At 63.9% G+C, this 21374-nt stretch carries 21 protein-coding genes and 3 pseudogenes; 14 read left to right on the top strand and 10 right to left on the bottom strand.

All coding sequences use genetic code 11. The annotated features are described in order from the left end of the window. Position 1 precedes the first annotated feature (1 nt). The 4 genes and pseudogenes from AC3FKG_RS23205 to AC3FKG_RS23220 all read right to left on the bottom strand — a co-directional run. A complete protein-coding gene (locus AC3FKG_RS23205; protein WP_488744242.1) occupies positions 2 to 697 on the bottom strand; it encodes an amino acid ABC transporter permease in 696 nt (231 codons plus the stop codon). 55 nt (positions 698 to 752) lie between these two features. Next, the gene (locus AC3FKG_RS23210; protein WP_488744243.1) at positions 753 to 1604 is read right to left on the bottom strand and encodes an ABC transporter substrate-binding protein; all 852 of its coding nucleotides are present in this window, start codon (positions 1602 to 1604) and stop codon (positions 753 to 755) included. A gap of 99 nt (positions 1605 to 1703) precedes the next feature. Further along, positions 1704 to 2912: a cystathionine beta-lyase gene (gene metC, locus AC3FKG_RS23215; RefSeq protein ID WP_488744284.1), complete on the bottom strand. Its 1209-nt coding sequence runs from the start codon at positions 2910 to 2912 to the stop codon at positions 1704 to 1706. Positions 2913 to 3451: 539 nt separating this feature from the next. Further along, a pseudogene (locus AC3FKG_RS23220) lies at positions 3452 to 3710 on the bottom strand (alpha/beta hydrolase); the annotation flags it as partial. A gap of 61 nt (positions 3711 to 3771) precedes the next feature. Here AC3FKG_RS23220 and AC3FKG_RS23225 point away from each other — a divergent pair. Further along, positions 3772 to 4086, top strand: coding sequence for a hypothetical protein (locus AC3FKG_RS23225; protein WP_488744244.1), 315 nt, complete (start codon positions 3772 to 3774; stop codon positions 4084 to 4086). 406 nt (positions 4087 to 4492) lie between these two features. Here the strand turns inward: AC3FKG_RS23225 and acnB are convergent, their stop codons facing one another. Beyond that, a complete protein-coding gene (gene acnB / locus AC3FKG_RS23230; RefSeq protein ID WP_483712308.1) occupies positions 4493 to 7084 on the bottom strand; it encodes a bifunctional aconitate hydratase 2/2-methylisocitrate dehydratase in 2592 nt (863 codons plus the stop codon). A gap of 450 nt (positions 7085 to 7534) precedes the next feature. Between acnB and fliL the strand changes: the two genes are divergently transcribed. The 8 genes and pseudogenes from fliL to AC3FKG_RS23270 all read left to right on the top strand — a co-directional run. Continuing rightward, complete coding sequence (fliL, locus tag AC3FKG_RS23235; RefSeq protein WP_483732930.1) at positions 7535 to 8029, top strand: flagellar basal body-associated protein FliL; 495 nt, start codon at positions 7535 to 7537, stop codon at positions 8027 to 8029. A gap of 151 nt (positions 8030 to 8180) precedes the next feature. Then, positions 8181 to 9194, top strand: a complete 1014-nt coding sequence (gene fliM, locus AC3FKG_RS23240) for a flagellar motor switch protein FliM (protein ID WP_483712312.1) — start codon at positions 8181 to 8183, stop codon at positions 9192 to 9194. Continuing rightward, on the top strand, positions 9187 to 9627 hold the full coding sequence (gene fliN / locus AC3FKG_RS23245) for a flagellar motor switch protein FliN (RefSeq protein WP_483712314.1): 441 nt from the start codon (positions 9187 to 9189) through the stop codon (positions 9625 to 9627). The genes fliM and fliN overlap by 8 nt, the downstream gene beginning before the upstream one ends. Further along, complete coding sequence (fliO, locus tag AC3FKG_RS23250) at positions 9624 to 10073, top strand: flagellar biosynthetic protein FliO (RefSeq protein ID WP_483712316.1); 450 nt, start codon at positions 9624 to 9626, stop codon at positions 10071 to 10073. The genes fliN and fliO overlap by 4 nt, the downstream gene beginning before the upstream one ends. After that, complete coding sequence (fliP, locus tag AC3FKG_RS23255) at positions 10070 to 10885, top strand: flagellar type III secretion system pore protein FliP (RefSeq protein ID WP_488744245.1); 816 nt, start codon at positions 10070 to 10072, stop codon at positions 10883 to 10885. Before fliO ends, fliP begins: the two co-directional genes overlap by 4 nt. A 24-nt stretch (positions 10886 to 10909) precedes the next feature. Continuing rightward, entirely contained in the window at positions 10910 to 11179 is a 270-nt protein-coding gene (gene fliQ, locus AC3FKG_RS23260; protein ID WP_211947569.1) for a flagellar biosynthesis protein FliQ, read from the top strand. A gap of 54 nt (positions 11180 to 11233) precedes the next feature. Next, a complete protein-coding gene (fliR, locus tag AC3FKG_RS23265) occupies positions 11234 to 12019 on the top strand; it encodes a flagellar biosynthetic protein FliR (protein WP_488744246.1) in 786 nt (261 codons plus the stop codon). A gap of 8 nt (positions 12020 to 12027) precedes the next feature. Beyond that, a pseudogene (locus AC3FKG_RS23270) lies at positions 12028 to 12171 on the top strand (thiolase C-terminal domain-containing protein); the annotation flags it as partial. A 19-nt stretch (positions 12172 to 12190) separates the two neighbouring features. Here the strand turns inward: AC3FKG_RS23270 and AC3FKG_RS23275 are convergent. Together AC3FKG_RS23275 and AC3FKG_RS23280 are read right to left on the bottom strand one after the other, a co-directional pair. Then, a pseudogene (locus tag AC3FKG_RS23275) lies at positions 12191 to 12352 on the bottom strand (thiolase); the annotation flags it as partial. Between the two features lie 61 nt (positions 12353 to 12413). Further along, positions 12414 to 13046 (bottom strand): LysE family translocator, encoded by a 633-nt coding sequence (locus AC3FKG_RS23280; RefSeq protein WP_488744247.1) that lies wholly within the window; start codon positions 13044 to 13046, stop codon positions 12414 to 12416. A gap of 111 nt (positions 13047 to 13157) precedes the next feature. Here AC3FKG_RS23280 and AC3FKG_RS23285 point away from each other — a divergent pair, with 111 nt between their 5' ends. After that, positions 13158 to 13610: an Lrp/AsnC family transcriptional regulator gene (locus AC3FKG_RS23285; RefSeq protein ID WP_488744248.1), complete on the top strand. Its 453-nt coding sequence runs from the start codon at positions 13158 to 13160 to the stop codon at positions 13608 to 13610. Between the two features lie 194 nt (positions 13611 to 13804). On the opposite strand, the gene AC3FKG_RS23290 is transcribed toward AC3FKG_RS23285, so the two are convergent. The 3 genes from AC3FKG_RS23290 to AC3FKG_RS23300 form a co-directional block, all read right to left on the bottom strand. Beyond that, positions 13805 to 15430 carry a methyl-accepting chemotaxis protein gene (locus AC3FKG_RS23290; protein WP_488744249.1) on the bottom strand — a complete coding sequence of 542 codons (1626 nt, stop codon included), beginning with the start codon at positions 15428 to 15430 and terminating at the stop codon, positions 13805 to 13807. A 499-nt stretch (positions 15431 to 15929) separates the two neighbouring features. Then, complete coding sequence (locus tag AC3FKG_RS23295; RefSeq protein ID WP_488744250.1) at positions 15930 to 16313, bottom strand: RidA family protein; 384 nt, start codon at positions 16311 to 16313, stop codon at positions 15930 to 15932. Between the two features lie 78 nt (positions 16314 to 16391). Then, a complete protein-coding gene (locus tag AC3FKG_RS23300; protein WP_488744251.1) occupies positions 16392 to 17333 on the bottom strand; it encodes a LysR family transcriptional regulator in 942 nt (313 codons plus the stop codon). Between the two features lie 141 nt (positions 17334 to 17474). Between AC3FKG_RS23300 and gtdA the strand changes: the two genes are divergently transcribed. The 4 genes from gtdA (at position 17475) to AC3FKG_RS23320 (ending at position 21240) form a co-directional block, all read left to right on the top strand. Next, on the top strand, positions 17475 to 18521 hold the full coding sequence (gtdA, locus tag AC3FKG_RS23305; protein WP_483712327.1) for a gentisate 1,2-dioxygenase: 1047 nt from the start codon (positions 17475 to 17477) through the stop codon (positions 18519 to 18521). 101 nt (positions 18522 to 18622) lie between these two features. Continuing rightward, positions 18623 to 19321 (top strand): fumarylacetoacetate hydrolase family protein, encoded by a 699-nt coding sequence (locus AC3FKG_RS23310; RefSeq protein ID WP_483712328.1) that lies wholly within the window; start codon positions 18623 to 18625, stop codon positions 19319 to 19321. A gap of 35 nt (positions 19322 to 19356) precedes the next feature. Continuing rightward, on the top strand, positions 19357 to 19998 hold the full coding sequence (gene maiA / locus AC3FKG_RS23315; protein ID WP_483712330.1) for a maleylacetoacetate isomerase: 642 nt from the start codon (positions 19357 to 19359) through the stop codon (positions 19996 to 19998). 27 nt (positions 19999 to 20025) lie between these two features. Beyond that, a complete protein-coding gene (locus tag AC3FKG_RS23320) occupies positions 20026 to 21240 on the top strand; it encodes a 3-hydroxybenzoate 6-monooxygenase (protein WP_488744252.1) in 1215 nt (404 codons plus the stop codon). The last annotated feature ends 134 nt before the right edge of the window (positions 21241 to 21374 follow it).

Consider the following 21374-nt stretch of genomic DNA (forward strand, 5'->3'; position numbering starts at 1 on the left):
GTTAGGCGCTCCTGACCGGATACCGGTGCTGGTACCACGCAGAGAACAAGGTGATCGCCATGGAGATGGTGACGTACGCCAGCGTGGCGAACGCGAACGATTCGAAGCCCCGGAAGGTGGCACTCTCGACCTGCTGCGCCTGGTACATCAGTTCCGCCACGCCGATCACCATGGCGATGCTCGAGTTCTTCCAGAGATTCAGCGTCTGGCTCACCAGCGGCGGCACGGTAATGCGCAAGGACTGCGGCAGCACGACCAGCCGCATCGCAGCCAGGAAGCTGAAGCCCAGCGCGCGGCTGGCTTCCAACTGCTCCTTGGCAATCGAGCGGATGCCGCTGCGAATGTCCTCGGCCATGTAGGCCACCGTGTACAGCACCAGGGCGATCAGCGCGCTGACGGCTTCATAGTTATGCTCGTACAGCCAGCTCTTGACCGCGAAGGGCAGCAATTGCGGTGCACCGAAATACCAGAACAGCATATGCGCAAGCAGCGGCACATTGCGGATCCCTTCCACGTAGGCTTGCCCAAGGGCCCGCACCGGTGCCAGGGGCGCCAGGCGCAGGAGGGCCACCACGATGGCGAGCGGCAGGGCGATCACGAACGTGAGTGCCGAGAGCTTTAGCGACATCACGAATCCGCTGACCAGCCACTCGTGATACTGCCCGGAGAGCAGCATCGACAGATTGAAATTGGGCATGGCGTGCGGCTGCCCGGTGTAACCGGGCAGCCCTTCAGGAACATCGACCGGTGACTCAGTCGATCTTGTCGGTGGAGATCTTGAACGAGCGCGGCGGGAAGTTCATCTTCGTCGTCGGTCCGAACCACTTGTCAAACAGCTTCTGTGCATCGCCATCGGCTTCCATGCCGAGCAGCACCTTGTTGACCTGGCCACGGAACGCAGGCTCGTTCTTCCTGAGACCCAGCGCGAGGTGCTCGGAGGAGAGGTACTGCGGTACCAGCGTGTAGTCCTTGGCAGCCGGGCCGAGCTTCGAGAAGTTGCTCACCAGCGAGGTTTCGTCGTTGACGTAGGCGACGCCCTTGCCCTGTTCGAGCGCCAGCAGCGCCTGCGGGCTGTTGTCGAATGAGACCACCGAGGCATTCTTGATCCTGGCGGCGATGTTGGTCTCCATCGTCGAGCCCTTGACGGTCAGCAGCTTCTTGCCATCAAGCTGCGCAAGCGTCGTGATGTTGCTGTCCTTCCTCACCATTGCCTTCTGCCCGGTGATGAAGGTCGACAGCGAGAAATCGATCTGCGCCTCGCGCTCCTTGTTGTGCGTGAGCGATGCCGCGAGCAGGTCGACATGCCCCTGCTGCAGTTCCGGGATGCGCGCCGCCACGGCGATCTGCTTGAGCACCGGCTTTACGCCAAGACTCTTCGCAACCGCATTGCACAGGTCGACGTCGTAGCCGACGATCGTGCGGCTGGCCGGATCCTGGATGAAGCTGAACGGCTCGTCCGTACCGAGCACGCCGCACACCAGTTCGCCCCTGGCCTTGATATCCGTGACCTGGTCTGCCTGGGCGTGCACCGCCGTCAGCGCAAGCAACGACAACGCCGCCACACGGGCAAATCGAACCACACCTTTCTTTTCGTCTACTTTCATGTCTCCTCCTTGGAAAAATATTGTTATGGCAAATCCGGCAATATTGAGTTTTCCTCGCTACATGCTGAACAACAGGATTAATCCCGTCATCCCAACAATTCAAACGGTTCGATCAGCACAGTCTCCACTTCCGTGTTTGGTCAATTGGTTGAGCGAGGCTTCCAGATCGGCGATCAGATCGTCCCTGGCCTCAAGCCCTACATGCAGTCGGAATGCGTGGCCAGCATACGGCCATGGGGCTACGGTACGTTCCACACTCGGGTCGAACGGCATCACGAGGCTCTCGAATCCGCCCCAGGAGAAACCCAGTCGGAACAGCTTCAGGGAATCGATGAACGCCCGAAATGCCTCACGCCCGAACCCTGGTTTGAGTATCACGCTGAACAGTCCTGACGCCCCGGTGAAATCCCGGCACCAGAGCGCATGCCCCGGCGCACCCGGCAGCCCGGGGTGCAGCACTTGGGCCACTTCAGATCGGCTTGCCAGCCATTCGGCAACAGCAAGTCCATTGCGCTGATGGCGCTCGAGGCGCACTGCCATCGTTCGCAAGCCGCGTTGCGCGAGATAGACATCGTCCGGGCCTGCGTTCTGACCGGTCGCGAAAACATACTCGCGTACCGTTTTCCAGGACTCTCGGTTGGTCGTGATCACGCCCATCGATGCGTCCGAGTGCCCGACAATGTATTTAGTTGCCGCATGGACGGAGACGTCTGCCCCGTGTTCGAAGGGCTTGAAGAACAACGGAGTGGCCCAGGTGTTATCGACGACGACAACTGCGCCATGCCGGTGCGCCGCATTGGAAATGGCTCGAATGTCCTGCACCTCAAACGTATTCGATCCCGGCGACTCCGCGTACACCAGAGTTGTATTGGGCTGGAACAGCGCGGCAATATCCGCTCCCAGCATGGGATCGTAAAATGAAGCAGAGACATTGAAACGTGCGAGCACCGTTTCAATGTAATGACGTGTCGGACCATAGACGGTGTCGCTGACCAGAATATGGTCACCGGCCTTGGCGAACGCGATGATTGCGCTGGTGCAGGCGGCCAGGCCGGAAGAGACCAGCAATGACCGGTAGCCGCCTTCGAATTTCGCCAGGGCATTTTGCAAGACGAAGGTGGTCGGCGTGCCCTTTCGGCCGTACCACAGGACATCGCATTCGGCGTCCGACATGGCTTTCCCCCGCGCTTCCATGTCCTCGAGATTGCGGAACGTCACGGTGGACGCGTGAAAGACCGGCGGATTGACAACACCGCCGAACTCTTCCCGATCAAACATGCCGTGCGAGAGGAAAGTGTCAGGGGACATATCCATAACTGTTCTTTGATCCTTTTATCCGTGTACCGGATACATCTCGGCTGGAAACGAGAAGTGCGGACAAGACGCAAGCGCGTTGCACTCATTCACTGGGCTGAGATCATAAGATCGGGTCGGCGAAAAAGGTTTCTAAGTAATGCTAGCCATCGCCCTACGAAAGGAATATTTTTCCAAAAAAGCCAAACATATAGGAACAATTTACTACGGTGGGGCAGCCTGCCGGAGCTTCCCGGGCAGTCCGTTTCCAACTCGCATTTCAATGAGGATCGTGCATGGAGGGAAAAGCTGATACGCGTGGCCCAGCCGAAAGTACACCATAATGCACATTCAATACATTGTGACGGCATCAAACGTCAGAATGTAATTTCTGGCAGCAATTAATGACGATTTGCTAATTCAATACGGCTTGCCGCCCTCTAGAAAGTGAGTGCGCTCTTGCCAATTTATAAAAGGATGGAGACGGTTCCGCTGGGGAGGCCGAGTCAGCCGGCAGCGGCCGCTCTGGTGATCAATTTACGCCTCCCTACAGAATGGCCAGCGGGCATGGGCGTTTCGAAGTCCGGCGGCGTCACCAGCAGTGCGCCTTGGATCGCACGGTTGTGGCGCTTGGAGCGTGATCCTCACGCCGGCACTGTGGGCCACGATGATCGTGGGTCCATCAATGCGCTCGATTGCCGCGACGCGCGCGTTGCAACTGAGCTTGTCGCGCTCCAGCCGGGGCACGGAAACCGCATTCGGCAGGCCGGCCTCCAGCAACGTTTGCCAATGCTCGGCAACTCGATCGCGCAAGCAACACCGAGAAGGCCCTTCGTTTGGTGCGGACGGCGGTGGTAGGCGCACAGGTGTACCCATGCATGTTTCAATCGTGCTCTCGCCGGCGGTGCTGCACAGCCGCCAAGCTCCTTATGAGCATTCCGAACTTGCTGCTTGGAGAGTGATCCTCACCCGCGAGGGCAGAGTGCACTTTATCGGCAAGATCTTGTCAGTGACGACCCCTTGGACCGTGACGCTTCCCATCGTCGCATACTGGGAGGGGATCAGGCTCGGCCTGACGGCAGGCTCCGCGGCTTTCCGCTTGGTCGGCCTGGTTGGCAACGTGGACCTCCACCAGCTACTAAAGCCGTACTCGGCATTCAACCCGAGGCACTCGATTTCCAAGATGTAAGTCATCTATTTGTGACTTCAGATTGGACGCGCATTCGGACCATTCGACACATCCGAACTCTCCGTAAAGACCAAGGAGCGATGTGTATGCTGGTTCCGCGCCCTCCTGAATAGAACCACATGTGTGGGAGATTGCTTCGAGGCTCGGCGCGCCCATGCCGCGACTCGAATTCCAAAAAGCGCCCGCTAAACGAAAAAAGCCCCGAGAAGACTCGGGGCTTTTTTGCGCACATACCAGTGATTTAGGCGCCTGGAGGTCGGGTCCGCGGCGGTAATCCGGCTCAATCCCTCGTCTTATTCAGCGGCATAACCTCTTCATAAACATGGACTTACCAAACGTCCGCACAGCAACTACCAAACGTCAACTATCCCACGGACCAATGCGCGGTGACCGGCGCGGCCGAACCTTACAGGTTCACGCCGTCGGCAACTTCCTTGAAGTCCTCGATCTGGTCGAAGTTCATGTACTTGTAGATCTTGTCGCCATTCTGGTTGATGACGCCAATATCGGCCATGTACTCTTCCTTCGACGGGATCTTGCCCAGACGCGAGCAGATCGCGGCCAGTTCTGCCGAGCCCAGGTACACGTTGGTGTTCTTGCCCAGGCGGTTCGGGAAGTTGCGGGTCGAGGTCGACATCACCGTCGCGCCTTCGCGCACCTGTGCCTGGTTGCCCATGCACAGCGAGCAGCCCGGCATTTCGGTACGCGCGCCAGCCGTGCCGAACACGCCGTAGTGGCCTTCCTCGGTCAGCTGCTTCTGGTCCATCTTGGTCGGCGGAGCGACCCACAGCTTGACCGGGATGTCGCGCTTGCCTTCCAGCAGCTTGGACGCCGCACGGAAGTGGCCGATGTTGGTCATGCACGAACCGATGAACACTTCGTCGATCTTGGCGCCGGCAACTTCCGACAGCGTCTTCACGTCGTCCGGGTCGTTCGGGCAGGCCACGATCGGCTCGTGCACGTCGGCCAGGTCGATCTCGATCACGGCGGCGTATTCCGCGTCGGCATCCGGAGCCAGCAGTTCCGGCTTGGCCAGCCAGGCTTGCATGGCTTCGATGCGGCGCTGCAGGCTGCGCGGATCCTGGTAGCCCTGGGCGATCATCCACTTCAGCAGCGTGATGTTGCTGTTGATGTATTCGATGATCGGTTCCTTGTTCAGGCGCACCGTGCAACCGGCGGCCGAACGCTCGGCGGAGGCATCCGACAGCTCGAACGCTTGCTCGACCTTCAGGTCGGGCAGGCCTTCGATTTCCAGCACGCGGCCCGAGAAGATGTTCTGCTTGCCTTGCTTGGCCACGGTCAGCAGGCCTTGCTTGATGGCGTACAGCGGAATCGCGTTGACCAGGTCACGCAGGGTCACGCCCGGCTGCATCTTGCCCTTGAAGCGGACCAGCACCGATTCCGGCATGTCCAGCGGCATCACGCCGGTGGCGGCGGCAAAGGCGACCAGGCCCGAACCGGCCGGGAAGCTGATGCCGATCGGGAAGCGGGTGTGCGAGTCGCCGCCGGTGCCGACGGTGTCGGGCAGCAGCATGCGGTTCAGCCACGAGTGGATCACGCCATCGCCCGGGCGCAGCGAAATGCCGCCACGGGTGCTGATGAATTCCGGCAGCGTGTGGTGGGTCTTCACGTCGACCGGCTTCGGATAGGCGGCGGTGTGGCAGAACGACTGCATCACCAGGTCGGCCGAGAAGCCCAGGCAAGCCAGGTCCTTCAGCTCGTCGCGGGTCATCGGGCCGGTGGTGTCCTGCGAGCCCACCGAGGTCATCTTCGGTTCGCAATAGGTACCCGGGCGGATGCCCTTGCCTTCCGGCAGGCCACAGGCGCGGCCGACCATCTTCTGGGCCAGCGTGAAGCCCTTGCCAGTGTCGGCCGGGTTCTGCGGCAGGCGGAACAGCGTCGACGGGGCCAGGCCCAGCGCTTCACGCGCCTTGGCGGTCAGGCCACGGCCGACGATCAGCGGAATACGGCCGCCGGCGCGCACTTCGTCGAACAGCACGTCGGACTTGACCTTGAACTCGGCGATCACTTCGCCGTTCTTCAGGGCCTTGCCTTCGTACGGGCGCAGTTCGACCACGTCGCCCATTTCCATCTTCGACACGTCCAGCTCGATCGGCAGCGCGCCGGCATCTTCCATGGTGTTGTAGAAGATCGGGGCAATCTTGCTGCCCAGGCATACGCCACCGAAGCGCTTGTTCGGGATGAAGGGGATGTCTTCACCGGTGAACCACAGCACCGAGTTGGTGGCGGACTTGCGCGAAGAACCGGTACCCACCACGTCGCCGACGTAGGCGACCAGGTGGCCCTTCTCGGCCAGCGACTGGATGAACTTGACCGGGCCGCGCTTGCCGTCTTCCTCCGGCTGGAACGCAGCGCCTTCGCGCTTGTTCTTCAGCATGGCCAGCGCGTGCATCGGGATGTCCGGGCGGGTGGTGGCATCCGGGGCCGGCGACAGGTCGTCGGTGTTGGTTTCGCCCGGCACCTTGAACACGGTGATGGTCAGGCTTTGCGGCACTTCCGGGCGGCTCGTGAACCACTCGGCGTCGGCCCAGCTTTGCAGCACGGCCTTGGCATTGGCGTTGCCCTTGTCCGCCTTTTCCTTCACGTCATGGAAGGCGTCGAACATCAGCAGGGTCTTCTTCAGCGCGTCGGCCGCGACGGTGCCGACTTCGGCGTCGTCCAGCAGTTCGATCAGCGGCGAGATGTTGTAGCCGCCCAGCATCGTGCCCAGCAACTCGGTCGCCTTGGCGCGGCTGATCAGGGCGCACTGTTCCTTGCCCAGCGCCACGGCGGCCAGGTACGAGGCCTTGACCTTGGCGGCGTCATCCACGCCGGCCGGCACGCGGTTCGTAATCAGGTCAACCAGCGTCTGCTCTTCACCGGCGGGCGGGTTCTTCAGCAGCTCGATCAGCTCGGCCGTCTGCTTGGCGGTCAGGGGCAGCGGGGGGATGCCGAGCGCAGCGCGTTCGGCGACATGGGCGCGATAGTTTTCAAGCATGGGAACCTGCTGAGTAATTGGTTGTAGAAATTCTGTGACGTCGCGATTGTAGTCTGAAGCATCCGTTCGGTCAAATGTCTTATATCTTATATAAGAGTGAAAATATAAAAATCCTTCTACAACAATGAGTTACGAATGAATGATCTGCACACGCCTGCATGTGTGACTACCCGACTAGTGTAGTAGGGATTGGCGATCGCGCCAGTCCGGCGACGCCGGCGCCCGGGAACGGCGACAAGTGACAAGGCCGCCTCCCCGCAGCGGCAACTCAAGTTCGGCAACCAACACGCGTTAACCAGGCAGCAGGCGCGCTTCGCACGCCCGCTGGCGCAGCCATGCCTGCTCCCTTTCCGCTCAAACGGCCAAGCTGAAAGGGATTCCCCCTTTTTTTCGGCCCTTTGCTGGCCTGCGATTCCGCAAGAATGGCAGGCATTCCGATACAGGCTTCTCATGGCGAACACGGCTTCTCCTTCCCAGATTGGCGGCAACGCAAGCAAGCGCGGCCGCATGCTGCTGATTGGCGGCGGCGTGCTGGTCCTGGTTCTGGGCGCCGGAGGCTTCGTGCTGGGCAGCATCCTGGGCAACCGGCAACCGGCGGCAGCCGCCGCGCCGGCCGCGCCCGTGATTCCGCCGCCCATCTTCGTGCCGCTGGACGCCTTCACCGTCAACCTCAAGGGCGAAGACGGCGACCGCTTCCTGCATACCGGCCTGTCGCTGAAGGTGGCCGATGCCGACACGCAGGCGCGCATGACGCAGTACCTGCCCGAAGCCCGCAGCCGCATCCTGCTGCTGCTGTCCGCACGGCAGCCGGCAGAGCTCTCGACCGTGGAAGGCAAGCGCAAGCTGGCCGACGACATCCGCAATGCGATCAGCCAGCCGTTCGCGGCCGGACTGCCGCCGCAGCGCGTGCTGGACGTGTTGTTCACCTCGTTCGTGGTGCAGTAAGCGCTTGCCCTGCCCCAATCGCCAACCCGATATGAGACTGCCATCCGGATTCCAGCACAGCCACGCGCCCGCCTGCAGGCAGGTCGCCATGCAGGCTGAGGCGGACATGGACCGTTCGATTTACACCGCAGCATAAGGGGCAGGAAACCAGATGGCCTATGACAAGTTCCTCTCGCAGGACGAGGTAGACGAGCTGCTCAAGGGCGTTTCCGGCGAAGCCGACACGCCCAAGGCCAGCGAGCCCGTCGCCGCCGACGAAGGCGGGGTTCGGCCGTACAACCTTGCCACGCAGGAACGCGTCATCCGCGGACGCCTGCACACGCTCGAGATCATCAACGAGCGCTTCGCGCGCTCGCTGCGCACCGCGCTGTTCAACTTCATCCGCCGCGGCGCGGACATTACCGTGGGCAGCGTGCGCATCGAGAAGTTCGGCGATTTCGCGCGCAACCTGCCGATGCCGACCAACCTGAACCTGGTCCACATGAAGCCGCTGCGCGGCACGGCCCTGTTCGTGTACGACCCCAACCTGGTATTCCTGGTGGTCGACAACCTGTTCGGCGGCGACGGCCGCTTCCACACCCGCGTGGAAGGCCGCGACTTCACCCAGACCGAACAACGCATTATCCAGCGCATGCTGGAGATGACGCTGAGCAGCTACGGCAATGCCTGGCGCACCGTGTATCCGATCGAGACCGAATATGTCCGCTCGGAAATGCACACCAAGTTTGCAAACGTCGCCACGGCCAACGAGGCCGTGATCACCACCGCCTTCCACATCGAACTCGGTGCCGTGGGCGGGCAGCTGCACGTCTGCCTGCCTTACGCCATGATCGAGCCGCTCAAGGACCTGCTGATGAATCCGCTGCAGGACGAGAAGGAGGTCGACAAGAGCTGGCTGGCGCAGTTGTCAACGCAACTGCGCGCCGCCGATGTGGAAGTCGTGGCCGAGTTCACCCACGTGCAGAGCACCGTGGCAGAAGTCCTGGCGCTGCGCGCCGGCGACGTGCTGCCGATCGACCTGCCGGAGCACGTGTTCGGCAAGGTGAACGGCGTGCCCGTCATGCAATGCGGCTTCGGCACGATGAATGGCCAGTACGCGCTGCGGGTAGAGCGAATGATCAATCACCAAGACAGCGATTCCAACAAGGAAACCGATCATGACTGACGGCATCGAGGACAAACCGGTCGATCCGATGGACGACTGGGCCAGCGCCCTGGCTGAACAGACCAGCGCCACTGCGGCCGAAGCCCCCGTAGCGGCCACCAGCCCGGCCGCCACCCCGGCCGCCGCCACCGTCTTCCAGCCGCTGGCCAAGGAAGCGCCGAGCGGCTTCCACAACGATATCGAGATGATCCTCGATATCCCGGTGCAGCTCACGGTGGAGCTTGGCCGCACCAAGGTGCCCATCAAGAACCTGCTGCAGCTTGCGCAGGGCTCGGTGGTGGAACTGGACGGGCTGGCCGGCGAGCCGATGGACGTGCTGGTCAACGGCTACCTGATCGCGCAGGGCGAGGTGGTGGTGGTGAACGACAAGTTCGGCATCCGCCTGACGGACATCATCACGCCGTCCGAACGCATCCGCAAGCTCAACAAATGAACGCCGTCGCCCGCCTGCGGCGCGCCGTCCTGCCGCTTGCGGCGATCGGCGTGCCTGGCCTGGCAAGCGCCGCCGAAGGCGGTGCCCCCGCCATCAGCAGCGCCGGCAGCCTCGCGCAGGCCGGGCTCGGCCTCTTCGGTGTCATCGCGCTGATCCTCGGGCTGGCCTGGGCGGCGCGCCGCGCGGGCCTGGTCCGCCACGGACCGCAGGGCATGATGAAGGTGATCGGCAGCACCATGCTCGGCGCCCGCCAGCGGCTGGTGCTGGTCGAGGTCGGCGACACCTGGCTGGTACTCGGCGTGAGCGCGGGCGAAATCCGCACGTTGCACAGCATGCCGGCAGGACAGGCCACGCCATCGGCCACGTCCGGGCCCGGCGGCCAGATTTCCGGCGGCAGCTTTGCCGAAAAGCTGCTGCGCTCGATGCAGGAAAACTTCAAGCCATGAACACCCAGCGCGCCGCCACGTTGCGGCGCAAGACGAAACTTCAGCAAGTTCGGCATCCTCACGCGCTGGCCGCGGGCGGCGCGCTGCTGCTGGCCGCGCTGGCGCTCGCCGCCATACCGGCCCCCGTGCTCGCACAGGCGCTGCCCGGCGTGACCAGCAAGCCCGGTCCCGGCGGCGGCCAGATCTGGTCGCTGTCGATCCAGACCCTGGTCCTGCTGACTTCGCTGAGCTTCCTGCCGGCGGCCATGCTGATGATGACGGGCTTCACGCGCATCATCATCGTGCTGGGGTTGCTGCGCAACGCGCTTGGCACCGCATCGTCGCCGCCCAACCAGGTGCTGGTGGGCCTGTCGCTGTTCCTGACCTTCTTCGTGATGGGGCCGGTGCTGGACCGCGTCTACAACGACGCGTACAAGCCGCTCTCCGAGAACAAGATCAGCCTGGAAGCCGCGATCGCCAAGGCGGCCGATCCGCTCAAGGGCTTCATGCTCAAGCAAACCCGCGAGAAGGACCTGGCCATGTTCGCGCAGATGGCCAAGGCGCCGGAAATGCAGGGTCCCGAAGAGGTGCCGATGAGCATCCTGGTGCCGGCGTTCGTCACCAGCGAACTCAAGACCGCGTTCCAGATCGGCTTCACCATCTTCATCCCGTTCCTGATCATCGACCTGGTGGTCGCCAGCGTGCTGATGGCAATGGGCATGATGATGGTGCCGCCGGCCACCATCTCGCTGCCATTCAAGCTGATGCTGTTCGTGCTGGTGGACGGCTGGCAACTGCTGCTGGGCTCGCTGGCACAGAGCTTCATGAACTGACCCCGCACTGACTGACCCCTGGCCATGACTCCGGAAACCGTAATGACCATCGCGACCCACGCGATGAAGATGACGCTGATGCTGGCGGCTCCGCCGCTGCTGGTGGCGCTTGCCGCCGGGCTGGTGGTGAGCCTGTTCCAGGCCGCCACGCAGATCAACGAAATGACCCTGACCTTCATCCCGAAGCTGGTGGCGCTGTTCGCCACGCTGGTCCTGGCCGGCCCGTGGATGATCAACACCATGGTCGATTACATGCGCGAAGTCCTCCAGGGCATTCCTGCCCTGGCGCACTGACCCCGCAGCCGCCCCCGCCCTTCCGTCCATCTCTGCCGCGACCAGCGTCCTGCCGTGATCGAAGTTACCAACGCGCAGCTCTATGGCTGGATCGCGGCCTTCCTGTGGCCGCTGTTCCGGCTGCTCGCGCTGATCGGCACGGCGCCGCTGTTCGGGGAATCCACCATTCCCGGCCGCGTCAAGATCGGCCTGGCCGCCCTCATCGCGATGACGGTCTCGCCAACGCTGCCCAATCTGCCGGTCGTACCGGTCTATTCGTGGGAAGGCCTGATCATCATCCTCAACGAGGTCGGTATCGGGCTGGCCACGGGCTTCACCATGCGGCTGGTGTTTGCCGTGGTGCAGGTGGCCGGTGAAATCATCGGGCTGCAGATGGGCCTGGGCTTCGCGTCGTTCTTCGATCGCGCCGCGGGGGGGCAGACCGTGGTGCTGTCGCGCTTCCTGAACATCATCGCCATGCTGCTGTTCCTGGCGCTGGACGGGCACCTGCTGATGCTGGGCACGCTGGTCGACAGTTTTCAGGGTCTGCCTATCGGCGCCACGCCGCTGGCGGCCGAAGGCTGGCACGCCGTGGCGCGCGCCGGTGGCATGGTGTTTTCCTCCGGGCTGCTGCTGGCGCTGCCGATGATTGCCGCGCTGCTGACCCTAAACCTGGCCATGGGCATTCTCAACCGCGCCTCGCCGCAGCTGTCGATCTTCGCGGTGGGCTTTCCGGTCACGCTTTCCGGCGGCCTGCTGGTGCTGTCGCTGGTGATGCCGCAGATGGGCAGCTATATGCAGCACATGATCGAGTCGGGACTGGCGGCGATCAGCACGGTGCTGGCCCAGTTCGCGCGCTAGGGCGATCCGACTCCGGGGCGAAGCCGTTCTCGCAGGCAGGGTTGACGCCGAAGGACATCGACGTCGTCGAGCTGCACGACGCCTTCACGATCAATCCCATTCTTTTCCTGGAAGACCTTGGCTTCTGCGCCAAGGGCTCAGGCGTGCGGTTTCCGGCGAAGAAACGCACGCAAAGGCATCGGGGTCGAGCTGCGCCCATTTGCGCGCCGCCACGGCGACCTCGGCGAGTTGCGTGCGCGTGGTGCCGTACTCATGCATGTGCCGGGCCGCGGCAAGCGCATAGGTGGTAACGGGATTGAACGGCTTGTAGGGATGCTCGTACGGTTGGGGGTCCCACCAGACAAACGTTTGGCACCGCCTTGCCGATTAGGGCACCGCGTGAAGCGAGCCCGGACTAGAACAGGCCAGACACGCCAGAGACCATCTGGACGCAACCGAATACGGCTACCACGCTGCCCGATATGCGTGAGAAGCCGCGCATCACCGAAGCAGACAACGCTTTTCGTAACGTGGCCGCCGCAGTGCTTAGGCAAAGCCACCAGACGGCGGAGCCGACAAATACCCCACCGACCATCCGCGTTACTCCAGCCCAAGCCGGGACGTCGTGCGAGCCTGCTAGTGGCCCGAGCGCGGCAAAGATCCCGATAAACGACAGAACGGTCATGGGACTGGACAGCGTAAGGGCAAACGTAGTCAGGAAATCGCGAGCAACAGTTGAATGCGGCGCACGTTGAGAAAGCACTGGGGCAGCGGGTGATTCCTTACACATGCCCCAAGCAAGCCAAACGAGAAACAGGCCACCGCCGATTTTGAGCGCCACGCTGAGCATCGGGAACGACAAGGCCACGCCAGCGATACCGAGGGCGCCCAGCAACCCGTAGATGCCATCCGCGCATGCTGCGCCGACACCGGTTGCGAAGCCGGAACGAAAGCCACGCGTGAAACTGCGCTGGATGCATAACATCCCGACGGGGCCTACAGGCGCGGCAATGCAAAAACCGATCACCAAAGACTTAATGAACAACATGACCGTCGACCAGTTGGTTAATGTGGATGTGGCATCGTAGGTCGTTTGGGTTTATGCGCGAAGATGGATTTTAAGGAACAATCGAGGTCTGACCTTAAATCCTACGGAATCATGGACGAACTGGATTGGAAGCTGCTTGCCTTGCTACAGCACAACGGACGCATGAGCTATACCGAGCTGGGGCGTCAGGTCCACCTCTCAGTGCCAGCGGTCACGGAGCGCGTCAAACGCCTGGAAGAAACAGGGGTGATCGAAGGCTACTCCGCCAAGATCAACCCGGTAGCGGCTGGCTACGCGGTAAGCGCCCTGATTGGCATTACTGTGCCGCAACCTGCAAAGGCGAAGTTCCTGAGGTTGCTCGAGTCCATCCCCGAAGCGGTGGAATGTCAACACGTCACAGGCGCGGATTCCTATGTCCTCAGGGTGGTCGCGGTAAGTTTGGCCGATCTTGAACGGCTGATTGAACGGATCAACCTGTACGGTGAAACTCGCACGTCAATCATGATGTCGACACCGATTGCCGCTCGCGCTCTGCGACAGCCGCCGTCCTGGAAGCACAATTAAGCGATGGAGTCGCTGCTTCTGGCCGATACCCGGCCTTTACCGAGTATCGGCGATGAGACAAAAAAAGTTCTTCGCTAAAGCGCATAGCCACACTGCCTGCCGCGTAGATGACCAGAGCGGCAACCAGAAGCAAGGAGAGAAGGACGCAGGGCTGCAACGCGAGGGCAGCGGTGCGTCGCACGGCGTGCCATGGGTCAGGCCATGATGGCGCGCTGCCGCGCCGGCGCCGCGATACCCGCCGGCTCATACCTGGCATGCGACTCTCCCGGCAGCTTGAAGAACGACACCAGCTCGATGAGTTCGCGGCCCTGATCTTCCAGCGAACGCGACGCGGATGCCGCCTCGCTGACGAGCGAGGCATTGTGCTGGGTCACCTGGTCGATCTGGACGACCGCCTGGTTCACCTGCTCGATGCCGCGCCCCTGTTCCGACGACGCCGTGGCGATCTCCTCGACGATGGCCGTGACCTGCGCCACGGCCTGCGTGACCGACGCCATGGTCTGGCCCGCCTCGCCGGCCAGTTCCGCGCCGCTGGCGACCTGCTTGCCGGAAGTCTCGATCAGTTCCTTGATCTCCTTGGCCGCGCCGGACGAGCGCTGCGCCAGCGCCCGCACTTCGCTGGCCACGACGGCAAAGCCGCGGCCCTGCTCGCCCGCGCGCGCCGCTTCCACGGCGGCATTGAGCGCCAGGATATTGGTCTGGAACGCAATGCTCTCGATGATGCCCGTGATCTCGGCGATCTTGGTGGAGCTGGCGCTGATGCCCTGCATGGTCTGCACCACGCGGCCGACGGTGCTGCTGCCCTGCTGCGCCACGTTGGCGGCATTGCGCGCCAGTTCGGTGGCCTGGCGTGCGTTCTCGGTGTTCTGGCGGACGGCTTCGGTGAGTTCTTCCATGCTGGCCGCGGTTTGCTCCAGCGAAGCGGCCTGCTCTTCCGTGCGGCTGCTTAGGTCGGCATTGCCTTGCGCGATTTCGCGCGTGGCGCCGGCAATGCTGGCGCTGCCCGAGCGCACGCGCGTGACGGTTTCGGTGAGCCGTTCGTTCATGTCGCGCAGCGCCGCGAGCAGGCGCCCGGTCTCGTTGTCGCTCGTCACGTCGATGCGTGCGCCGAGGTTGCCGCTGGCTACGGTACGAGCCACTTCGACCGCCTGGCCGATCGGCCGCGTGATCGCGCGCGTGAGCAACAGGCCACCGGTCCACGCCAGCGCCACCGCCGCCAGCGCAATTGCGATCAGCAGGTTGCGGCGCTCGACATAGTCGGCCGCAAGCTTCGTTTCCATATCGCGCTGGCGGTGATGCGTGAGATCGTCATAGGCGTCGACGGCATGCAGCAGCGACGCGAGCAGCGGCCGGCATTGGGTGTTGATGCGGGCGATGGCTTCCTCGGTGCTCTTCTGGGCGGCCAGCGTGACGATGGCCGTCGCCACCGGCCCATACTGGGCTTCGATACGGACCACGTCCGCCACGCGCTGACGCGCTTCGTCACTTGCGCTCTTGTCCTGCACCATCTGGTTCAGGCGGGCCAGGCGGCTCTGCACATCGTCATGCGCGTGCAGGGCTTCGGCCTTTTCCTTGTCGATCTCTGCCGGGGACGTCGCGAGGACCATGTTGCGCGCGGCAATGGCACGGCGGTCGACCGCGGCGCGCACCTCGGCGGCCAGTTCCGAACGTGCATTGAGACCTTTCAGGTACTGGGTGAAACCGTCGGTGGCTTCTCCAAGCGCATGAAGCGAATATCCGGATACCACCAGCACGATGCAGGCCAAAGTGCCAAAGCCGGCCAGCAGCCGGGTCTTGATCGAAAGATCCCTGAAATTCACGATTGCCCCTCCCCTTTTTGTCCGTCGGACGCTGCGATTGAGTCATGCCGATCCTGCTCGCACGGTGGCCAACTGCCAGCGTGCGACGCCTTTCACCCGTTCGCGTAGCCGGTCACCCGCGATGACGATCGCGGGCTCCGGCTGGGGCTTTTGCGATGCCGCCTGGAGGAGCGGGTCGCGGTGGGCCTGGTTCATTGACTTCGTGTTATGCCGGCTGCTAACGGTCGGGATGCGGGGAAGGTTTAGGCCCTTCTTTGGGAGGGGAGGTTTACCCGTTTTTGGGGTGGTGCGGAATGGGGCGCAAGGGATGCGGGACGGGATCGTCTTGGCATGCGCTGCTGTTTCGCAGGCGTAGCCTGCGGGTCACTTTTTGTCCGTGCGACAAAAAGTGACCAAAAACGCGTCGCTTGCCCTAACGGGCGAATATTGAAGTCTTCGCAACGCGCGATTGGTGAGCCGCGAAGCGTTCGGGGAATTTCGTACGGGTATGATCTTGCGGCTAGCCACCCCCGACCACGGCCACACACTCGACCTCGACGCGGGCTCCCAACGCGAGCCCGCTCGCGCCGAGCGCGCTGCGGACAGGATAAGGGGCTTCGAAAAATTCCTTGTAGACGTCGTTGAACACCTGCCACTCTCCGATGTCCGCCAGCATGATGGTGCACTTGGCCACATCGCGCATCGTTGCACCATGCGCTTCCAGCGTGGTGCGTATGTTCATCAGGGCCTGTTTCGCTTCTTCGCGAATGCCGCCCGGAACCAGCCGCGCACTGCCGGGGACAATGCCCATCTGGCCAGACAGGTAAAGCATGTTCCCGACGCGGACGGCTTCGGAAAATGGCAGTCCCGCGGGCAGGACCTTGCCGGAATTCAGGAATTCCATGTCGCGCCTCCATGGTGGATGTGCGGCACGCCGCAGCATCGGCGTGAGCATCCAATGTAGGCGCCAGAACCCGGTCCCTCAAGGCGCGGCATCGACGGCTTCCGGCACCTCGCGGTCGGCCGCGCGCCGCAGGCAGTCCAGCATGGCCGCGACGGCCGAGCGCTTGACCGAGTCCTCCCGCCAATACATCGACACCGAACCGAAACCCGCCAGCCGCAGCGGCACGATGCGCAACGCGCCAAGCGCTTCGAGCCGGCGCGCAGTGCGATGCGACGCCAGCCCAATCATGTCGCTGTTGTTCAGCAGCGTGAGATTGAGCACGGTGGAATTCGATTCCACGCTGTCCGCCGGCAACGGCCGGCCGGCGCTGGCGAGTGCGGCCTCCAGCGCGTTGCGGATCGGCGTACCGCGCGGCCACACGACCCAGCGGTACCCCTGCAGCGCCTCCCACGTCACGGCGTCCTGCGTGGCCAGCGGGTGGCGCGGGCGCGCCACGAAATGGATCGGCTCGAGGTAGAGCGATTCGCCAAGCGTCTGCGCATCCTGCAGCTCGGGCGCGGACCGGCCGACCACGATATCCAGCTCGCTGTGCGCAAGCTGGTTCATCAGCCGGTCCATGGTGGTCTCGACGACCCGCACCTGCGCGCGCGGCATGCGCTGCAGCAGGCGCAGCACGGCCAACGGCACCGTATCGGCCGCCGAAGCCCCCGATGTGCCGACCACCACCAGGCCGCTGCCGCCTTCGCGCATCGCCGCCAGGTCATCGCGCGCGGTGTCGAGCTGCGCGGCAATGCGGCGCGCGTGCTCGATCAGCGACTCGCCATACGGCGTCGGCTGCAGCCCGCGCGCCTGGCGCTCGAACAACGGCAGGCCAATGTCGTCCTCCAGGTCCTTGAGCCACTTGGAAAGCCCCGGCTGGGTGGTGTTGAGCAGCGCGGCCGACTGGCTCATGTTGCCAGTCTCGGCCAGGCTGAGGAGCATCTGCAGGTTGCGCAGGCGCAGGCGCTGGGTCCAGTCCATGTCGGATTGTCAGGTTCAGTTATACGATGAAACGTATAGACAAGAGGAATTTTTCATTTCAAATCTTATATCGCCGGACGTATAACTCCAAACACCAGCCCGGCGATACCGTCGGAAACCATAAAAAGCCACGGAGACAGCATGTCCGACCATTCGCCTGATCCCGCTCGCGCCGCCTATTACGCGGACATCGGCCGCAGCCATATGACGCCGCTGTGGGAATCGCTGCACAGCCTGGTGCCGCCGCAGCCGCGCCCGCAAATCGTCCCCGCCCTCTGGAAGTACGACGCGCTGCGCCCGCTGGTCATGCAGGCCGGCGAGGTCATCAGCGCCGAAGAGGCCGTGCGCCGCGTGCTGATCCTGGAGAACCCGGGCCTGCCGGGCAAATCGAGCATCACGTCGACGCTCTACGCCGGCCTGCAGCTGATCCTGCCGGGCGAGATTGCGCCGAGCCACCGGCATACGCAGTCCGCGCTGCGCTTCATCGTCGAAGGCAAGGGCGCCTGGACCGCCGTGAACGGCGAGCGCACCACCATGCACCCGGGCGATTTCATCATCACGCCGTCCTGGACCTGGCACGACCACGGCAATCCGAGCCTGGAAGACGGCGGCGAGCCCGTAGTGTGGCTCGATGGCCTCGACATTCCGCTGGTACAGCAGTTCGACGCTGGCTTTGCCGAGAACTACCCCGAGTCCCAGCAGCCCGTCACGCGCGCCGAAGGCGACAGCTTTGCGCGCTTCGGCCAGAACATGGTGCCGGTGCGCCACAAGGTCACCGACCCGACCTCGCCGGTCTTCAGCTATCCGTACGACCGTTCGCGCGAAGCGCTCGACAAGCTCTACCGCAACGGCGAACTCGACGCGTGGGACGGCGTGAAGCTGCGCTACGTCAACCCGGCCACCGGCGGCTGGCCGATGCCGACCATCGCCACCTTCATGCAGTATCTGCCCGCCGGCTTCCAGGGCAAGACCTACCGCAGCACCGACGCCACGGTCTACAGCGTGGTGGAAGGCCGCGGCACGGTTCGCATCGGCGATGCGCAGTTCCAGTTCGAGCCGCGCGATGTCTTCGTGGCGCCGTCGTGGGCACCGGTGCAGCTTGGCGCGATGGAAGACGCCGTGCTGTTCAGCTACTCCGACCGGCCCGTGCTGTCGGCGCTGAACCTGCTGCGCGAAGCGCGCACCTGAGCCACTTTTCCGTTCTGCCGGAATCCGATGCCCGGGTGCGCGCAAGGCGCGGCACCCCGGCCCCGCACACCCCTGACTGACCGAACCGACCGAAAACGACCATGTCCTACGTCTTCACGCCCCCCGCCACCGTTGCCATTCCCGTTGCCGGCACCGATGACCAGTTCGCCGTGCGCCGCGTCTACTGCGTGGGCCGCAACTATGCCGCCCATGCGCGCGAAATGGGCTTCGATCCCGACCGCGAGCCGCCGTTCTTCTTCTGCAAGCCGGCTGACGCCATCGTGCCCGTAGCCGACGGCCAGACGCTGGAATTGCCCTACCCCGCGCAGACGCAGAACTACCACTACGAAGCCGAACTGGTGGCCGTGATCGGCAAGGCCGGCGCCGATATTCCGGTGGAACAGGCGCTGGAGCACGTGTGGGGCTACGCCGTGGGCCTGGACATGACGCGCCGCGACCTGCAGATGAAGATGCGCGAAATGGGCCGCCCGTGGGAAATCGGCAAGGCCTTCGACGCGTCCGCGCCAGTCGCGCCGATCCACCGCGCCGCCGATATCGGCCATCCGCAGCAGGCCGCCATCTGGCTGACCGTCAACGGCCAGGACAAGCAGCGCAGCAACGTCACGCACCTGATCTGGTCGGTGGCCGAAACGGTGGCCTGCCTGTCGCAGTTCTTCCGCCTGGAACCGGGCGACGTGATCTTCACCGGCACCCCGGAAGGCGTGGGCGCGGTCAAGGCCGGCGACACCATGGTGACCGGCGTCGAAGGCCTCGGCGAACTCAAGGTCCGCGTGGTCTGATCACCCTGCCCCCAATCCGCAGCAAGCAAGCCATCATGCAGCTCTATAGCTTCTTCAACAGCTCCACGTCCTACCGCGTGCGCATTGCGCTGGCGCTCAAGGGCCTGCCGTTCGAGACCCTGCCGGTCAACATCCGCACCGGCCAGCATCGCGAGGCGGAGTACGTGCAGGCCATCAACCCGTCCGCCTCGGTGCCTGCACTCGTGGACGGTGACTTCACGCTCGGCCAGTCGCTCGCGATCATGGACTACCTCGATGCGCACTACCCGGAGCCGCGCCTGCTGCCGCAGGACGCGGCGCGCCGTGCGCGCGTGCTGGAACTGACGAGTCTGGTTGCCTGCGACATGCATCCGGTCAACAACCTGCGCGTGCTGCGCTACCTGCAGGACGTGCTGAAGGTGACGCCGGAACAAAAGGACACCTGGTACCGCCACTGGATCGACGAAGGCATGGCCGGCGTGGAACGACTGCTCGCGCTGTACGGCAACGGCCCGTGGTGCTTCGGCGACACCCCGACACTGGCCGACGTCACGCTGGTCCCGCAGGTGGCCAACGCCTTGCGCATGGGCTGCAACCTGTCGGCCTATCCGCGCGCGATGGCCGTCTACGCACACGCCAGCGCGCACCCCGCTTTCGCCAAGGCGGCACCGAAGCATCAACCGGACTACACCGCCTGATTGACTGACCCAGGCCAGGAGACAAGCATGAACACAGCACAAGACACGGGTCGGAAGGTCCTGATCATCGGCGGCGGCATTGGCGGCCTGGCCGCGGCGCTGGCGCTCGCGCGCACGGGCATCCGCATCAAGCTGCTGGAACAGGCCGAGCAGATCGGCGAGATCGGCGCGGGCATCCAGCTCGCGGCCAATGCCTTCGCGGCCATGGACGCACTCGGCGTGGGCGAGGCCGCGCGCGGCCGCGCTGTCTTCACCGACTACCTGAGCCTGCGCGACGCGATCGACACGCATGAGATCGCCCGCGTCGATGTCGGCACGCCCTATCGCGAGCACTTCGGCAATCCGTATGCGGTGATCCATCGCGCCGACATCCACCTGTCGATCCTGGAAGCCGTGCAGGACCACCCGCTGATCAGCTTTCGCACCGCCACGCGCGTCGAGAAGCTGGAACAGGACGAGCGCGGCGTCACCGTCATCGACCAGCGCGGCGAGCGCCACCATGCCGATGCCGTGGTCGGCTGCGACGGCGTCAAGTCCGCCATCCGCGAAGCGCTGATCGGCGACGCGCCGCGCGTGACCGGCCACGTGGTGTACCGCGCCGTGGTCGAGGTCGACAACATGCCGAAGGACCTGCAGGTCAACGCGCCCGTGGTATGGGCCGGGCCGAACTGCCACCTGGTGCACTATCCGCTGCGCGGCGGCCAGCAGTACAACCTGGTCGTGACCTTCCACAGCCGCGAGCAGGAGAGCTGGGGCGTGCGCGAAGGCAGCAAGGAGGAAGTGCTGTCGTACTTCGACGGCATCCATGCACTGCCGCACCAGATGCTCGATCGGCCGACGTCGTGGAAGCGCTGGGCCACCGCCGACCGCGACCCGGTGGCGCGCTGGAGCTTCGGCCGCGCCACCATCCTTGGCGATGCCGCGCACCCGATGACGCAGTACGTCGCGCAGGGCGCATGCCAGGCGCTGGAAGATGCCGTCACGCTGGCCGCCGCGGTGGAAGCCGCGGGCAATGACTTCGAAGCCGCGTTCAAGCTGTACGAAGAGGCCCGCATCCCGCGCACCGCGCGCGTGCTGTATGCCGCGCGCGACATGGGTCGCGTGTACCACGCCAAGGGCGTCGACCGCATGGTGCGCAACACGCTGTGGACCGGCCGCACGCAGGCGCAGTACTACGACGCGCTGCAGTGGCTGCACGGCTGGCGCGCCGAACGCTGCCTGAGCCCGACGCCCTGGCTCTGAAGATTCACCGCCCTGGAGTTCCAACTGCCAGTTGTTAGCTCCCCTCTCCCGCAAGCAGGAGAGGGGAGAAACCCTAAAGCGCATCAATGCAGTGACTGACGATAGTACTGGCGGCCCGCGCCGCCGGTAGACCA

Source organism: Cupriavidus sp. 22TCCZM04-2, assembly GCF_057798895.1.

Coding starts and splice junctions, on each gene's coding strand:
- AC3FKG_RS23295 (WP_488744250.1), bottom strand. CDS start 16,313: ATGGAATTCCTGAATTCCGGCAAGGTCCTGCCCGCGGGACTGCCATTT.
- gtdA (WP_483712327.1), top strand. CDS start 17,475: ATGTCCGACCATTCGCCTGATCCCGCTCGCGCCGCCTATTACGCGGAC.
- AC3FKG_RS23310 (WP_483712328.1), top strand. CDS start 18,623: ATGTCCTACGTCTTCACGCCCCCCGCCACCGTTGCCATTCCCGTTGCC.
- fliM (WP_483712312.1), top strand. CDS start 8,181: ATGGCCTATGACAAGTTCCTCTCGCAGGACGAGGTAGACGAGCTGCTC.
- fliP (WP_488744245.1), top strand. CDS start 10,070: ATGAACACCCAGCGCGCCGCCACGTTGCGGCGCAAGACGAAACTTCAG.
- AC3FKG_RS23280 (WP_488744247.1), bottom strand. CDS start 13,046: ATGTTGTTCATTAAGTCTTTGGTGATCGGTTTTTGCATTGCCGCGCCT.
- fliL (WP_483732930.1), top strand. CDS start 7,535: ATGGCGAACACGGCTTCTCCTTCCCAGATTGGCGGCAACGCAAGCAAG.
- AC3FKG_RS23320 (WP_488744252.1), top strand. CDS start 20,026: ATGAACACAGCACAAGACACGGGTCGGAAGGTCCTGATCATCGGCGGC.
- maiA (WP_483712330.1), top strand. CDS start 19,357: ATGCAGCTCTATAGCTTCTTCAACAGCTCCACGTCCTACCGCGTGCGC.
- acnB (WP_483712308.1), bottom strand. CDS start 7,084: ATGCTTGAAAACTATCGCGCCCATGTCGCCGAACGCGCTGCGCTCGGC.
- AC3FKG_RS23205 (WP_488744242.1), bottom strand. CDS start 697: ATGCCCAATTTCAATCTGTCGATGCTGCTCTCCGGGCAGTATCACGAG.
- metC (WP_488744284.1), bottom strand. CDS start 2,912: ATGTCCCCTGACACTTTCCTCTCGCACGGCATGTTTGATCGGGAAGAG.
- AC3FKG_RS23300 (WP_488744251.1), bottom strand. CDS start 17,333: ATGGACTGGACCCAGCGCCTGCGCCTGCGCAACCTGCAGATGCTCCTC.
- fliQ (WP_211947569.1), top strand. CDS start 10,910: ATGACTCCGGAAACCGTAATGACCATCGCGACCCACGCGATGAAGATG.
- fliN (WP_483712314.1), top strand. CDS start 9,187: ATGACTGACGGCATCGAGGACAAACCGGTCGATCCGATGGACGACTGG.
- AC3FKG_RS23210 (WP_488744243.1), bottom strand. CDS start 1,604: ATGAAAGTAGACGAAAAGAAAGGTGTGGTTCGATTTGCCCGTGTGGCG.
- fliO (WP_483712316.1), top strand. CDS start 9,624: ATGAACGCCGTCGCCCGCCTGCGGCGCGCCGTCCTGCCGCTTGCGGCG.
- AC3FKG_RS23225 (WP_488744244.1), top strand. CDS start 3,772: ATGCATGTTTCAATCGTGCTCTCGCCGGCGGTGCTGCACAGCCGCCAA.
- AC3FKG_RS23285 (WP_488744248.1), top strand. CDS start 13,158: ATGGACGAACTGGATTGGAAGCTGCTTGCCTTGCTACAGCACAACGGA.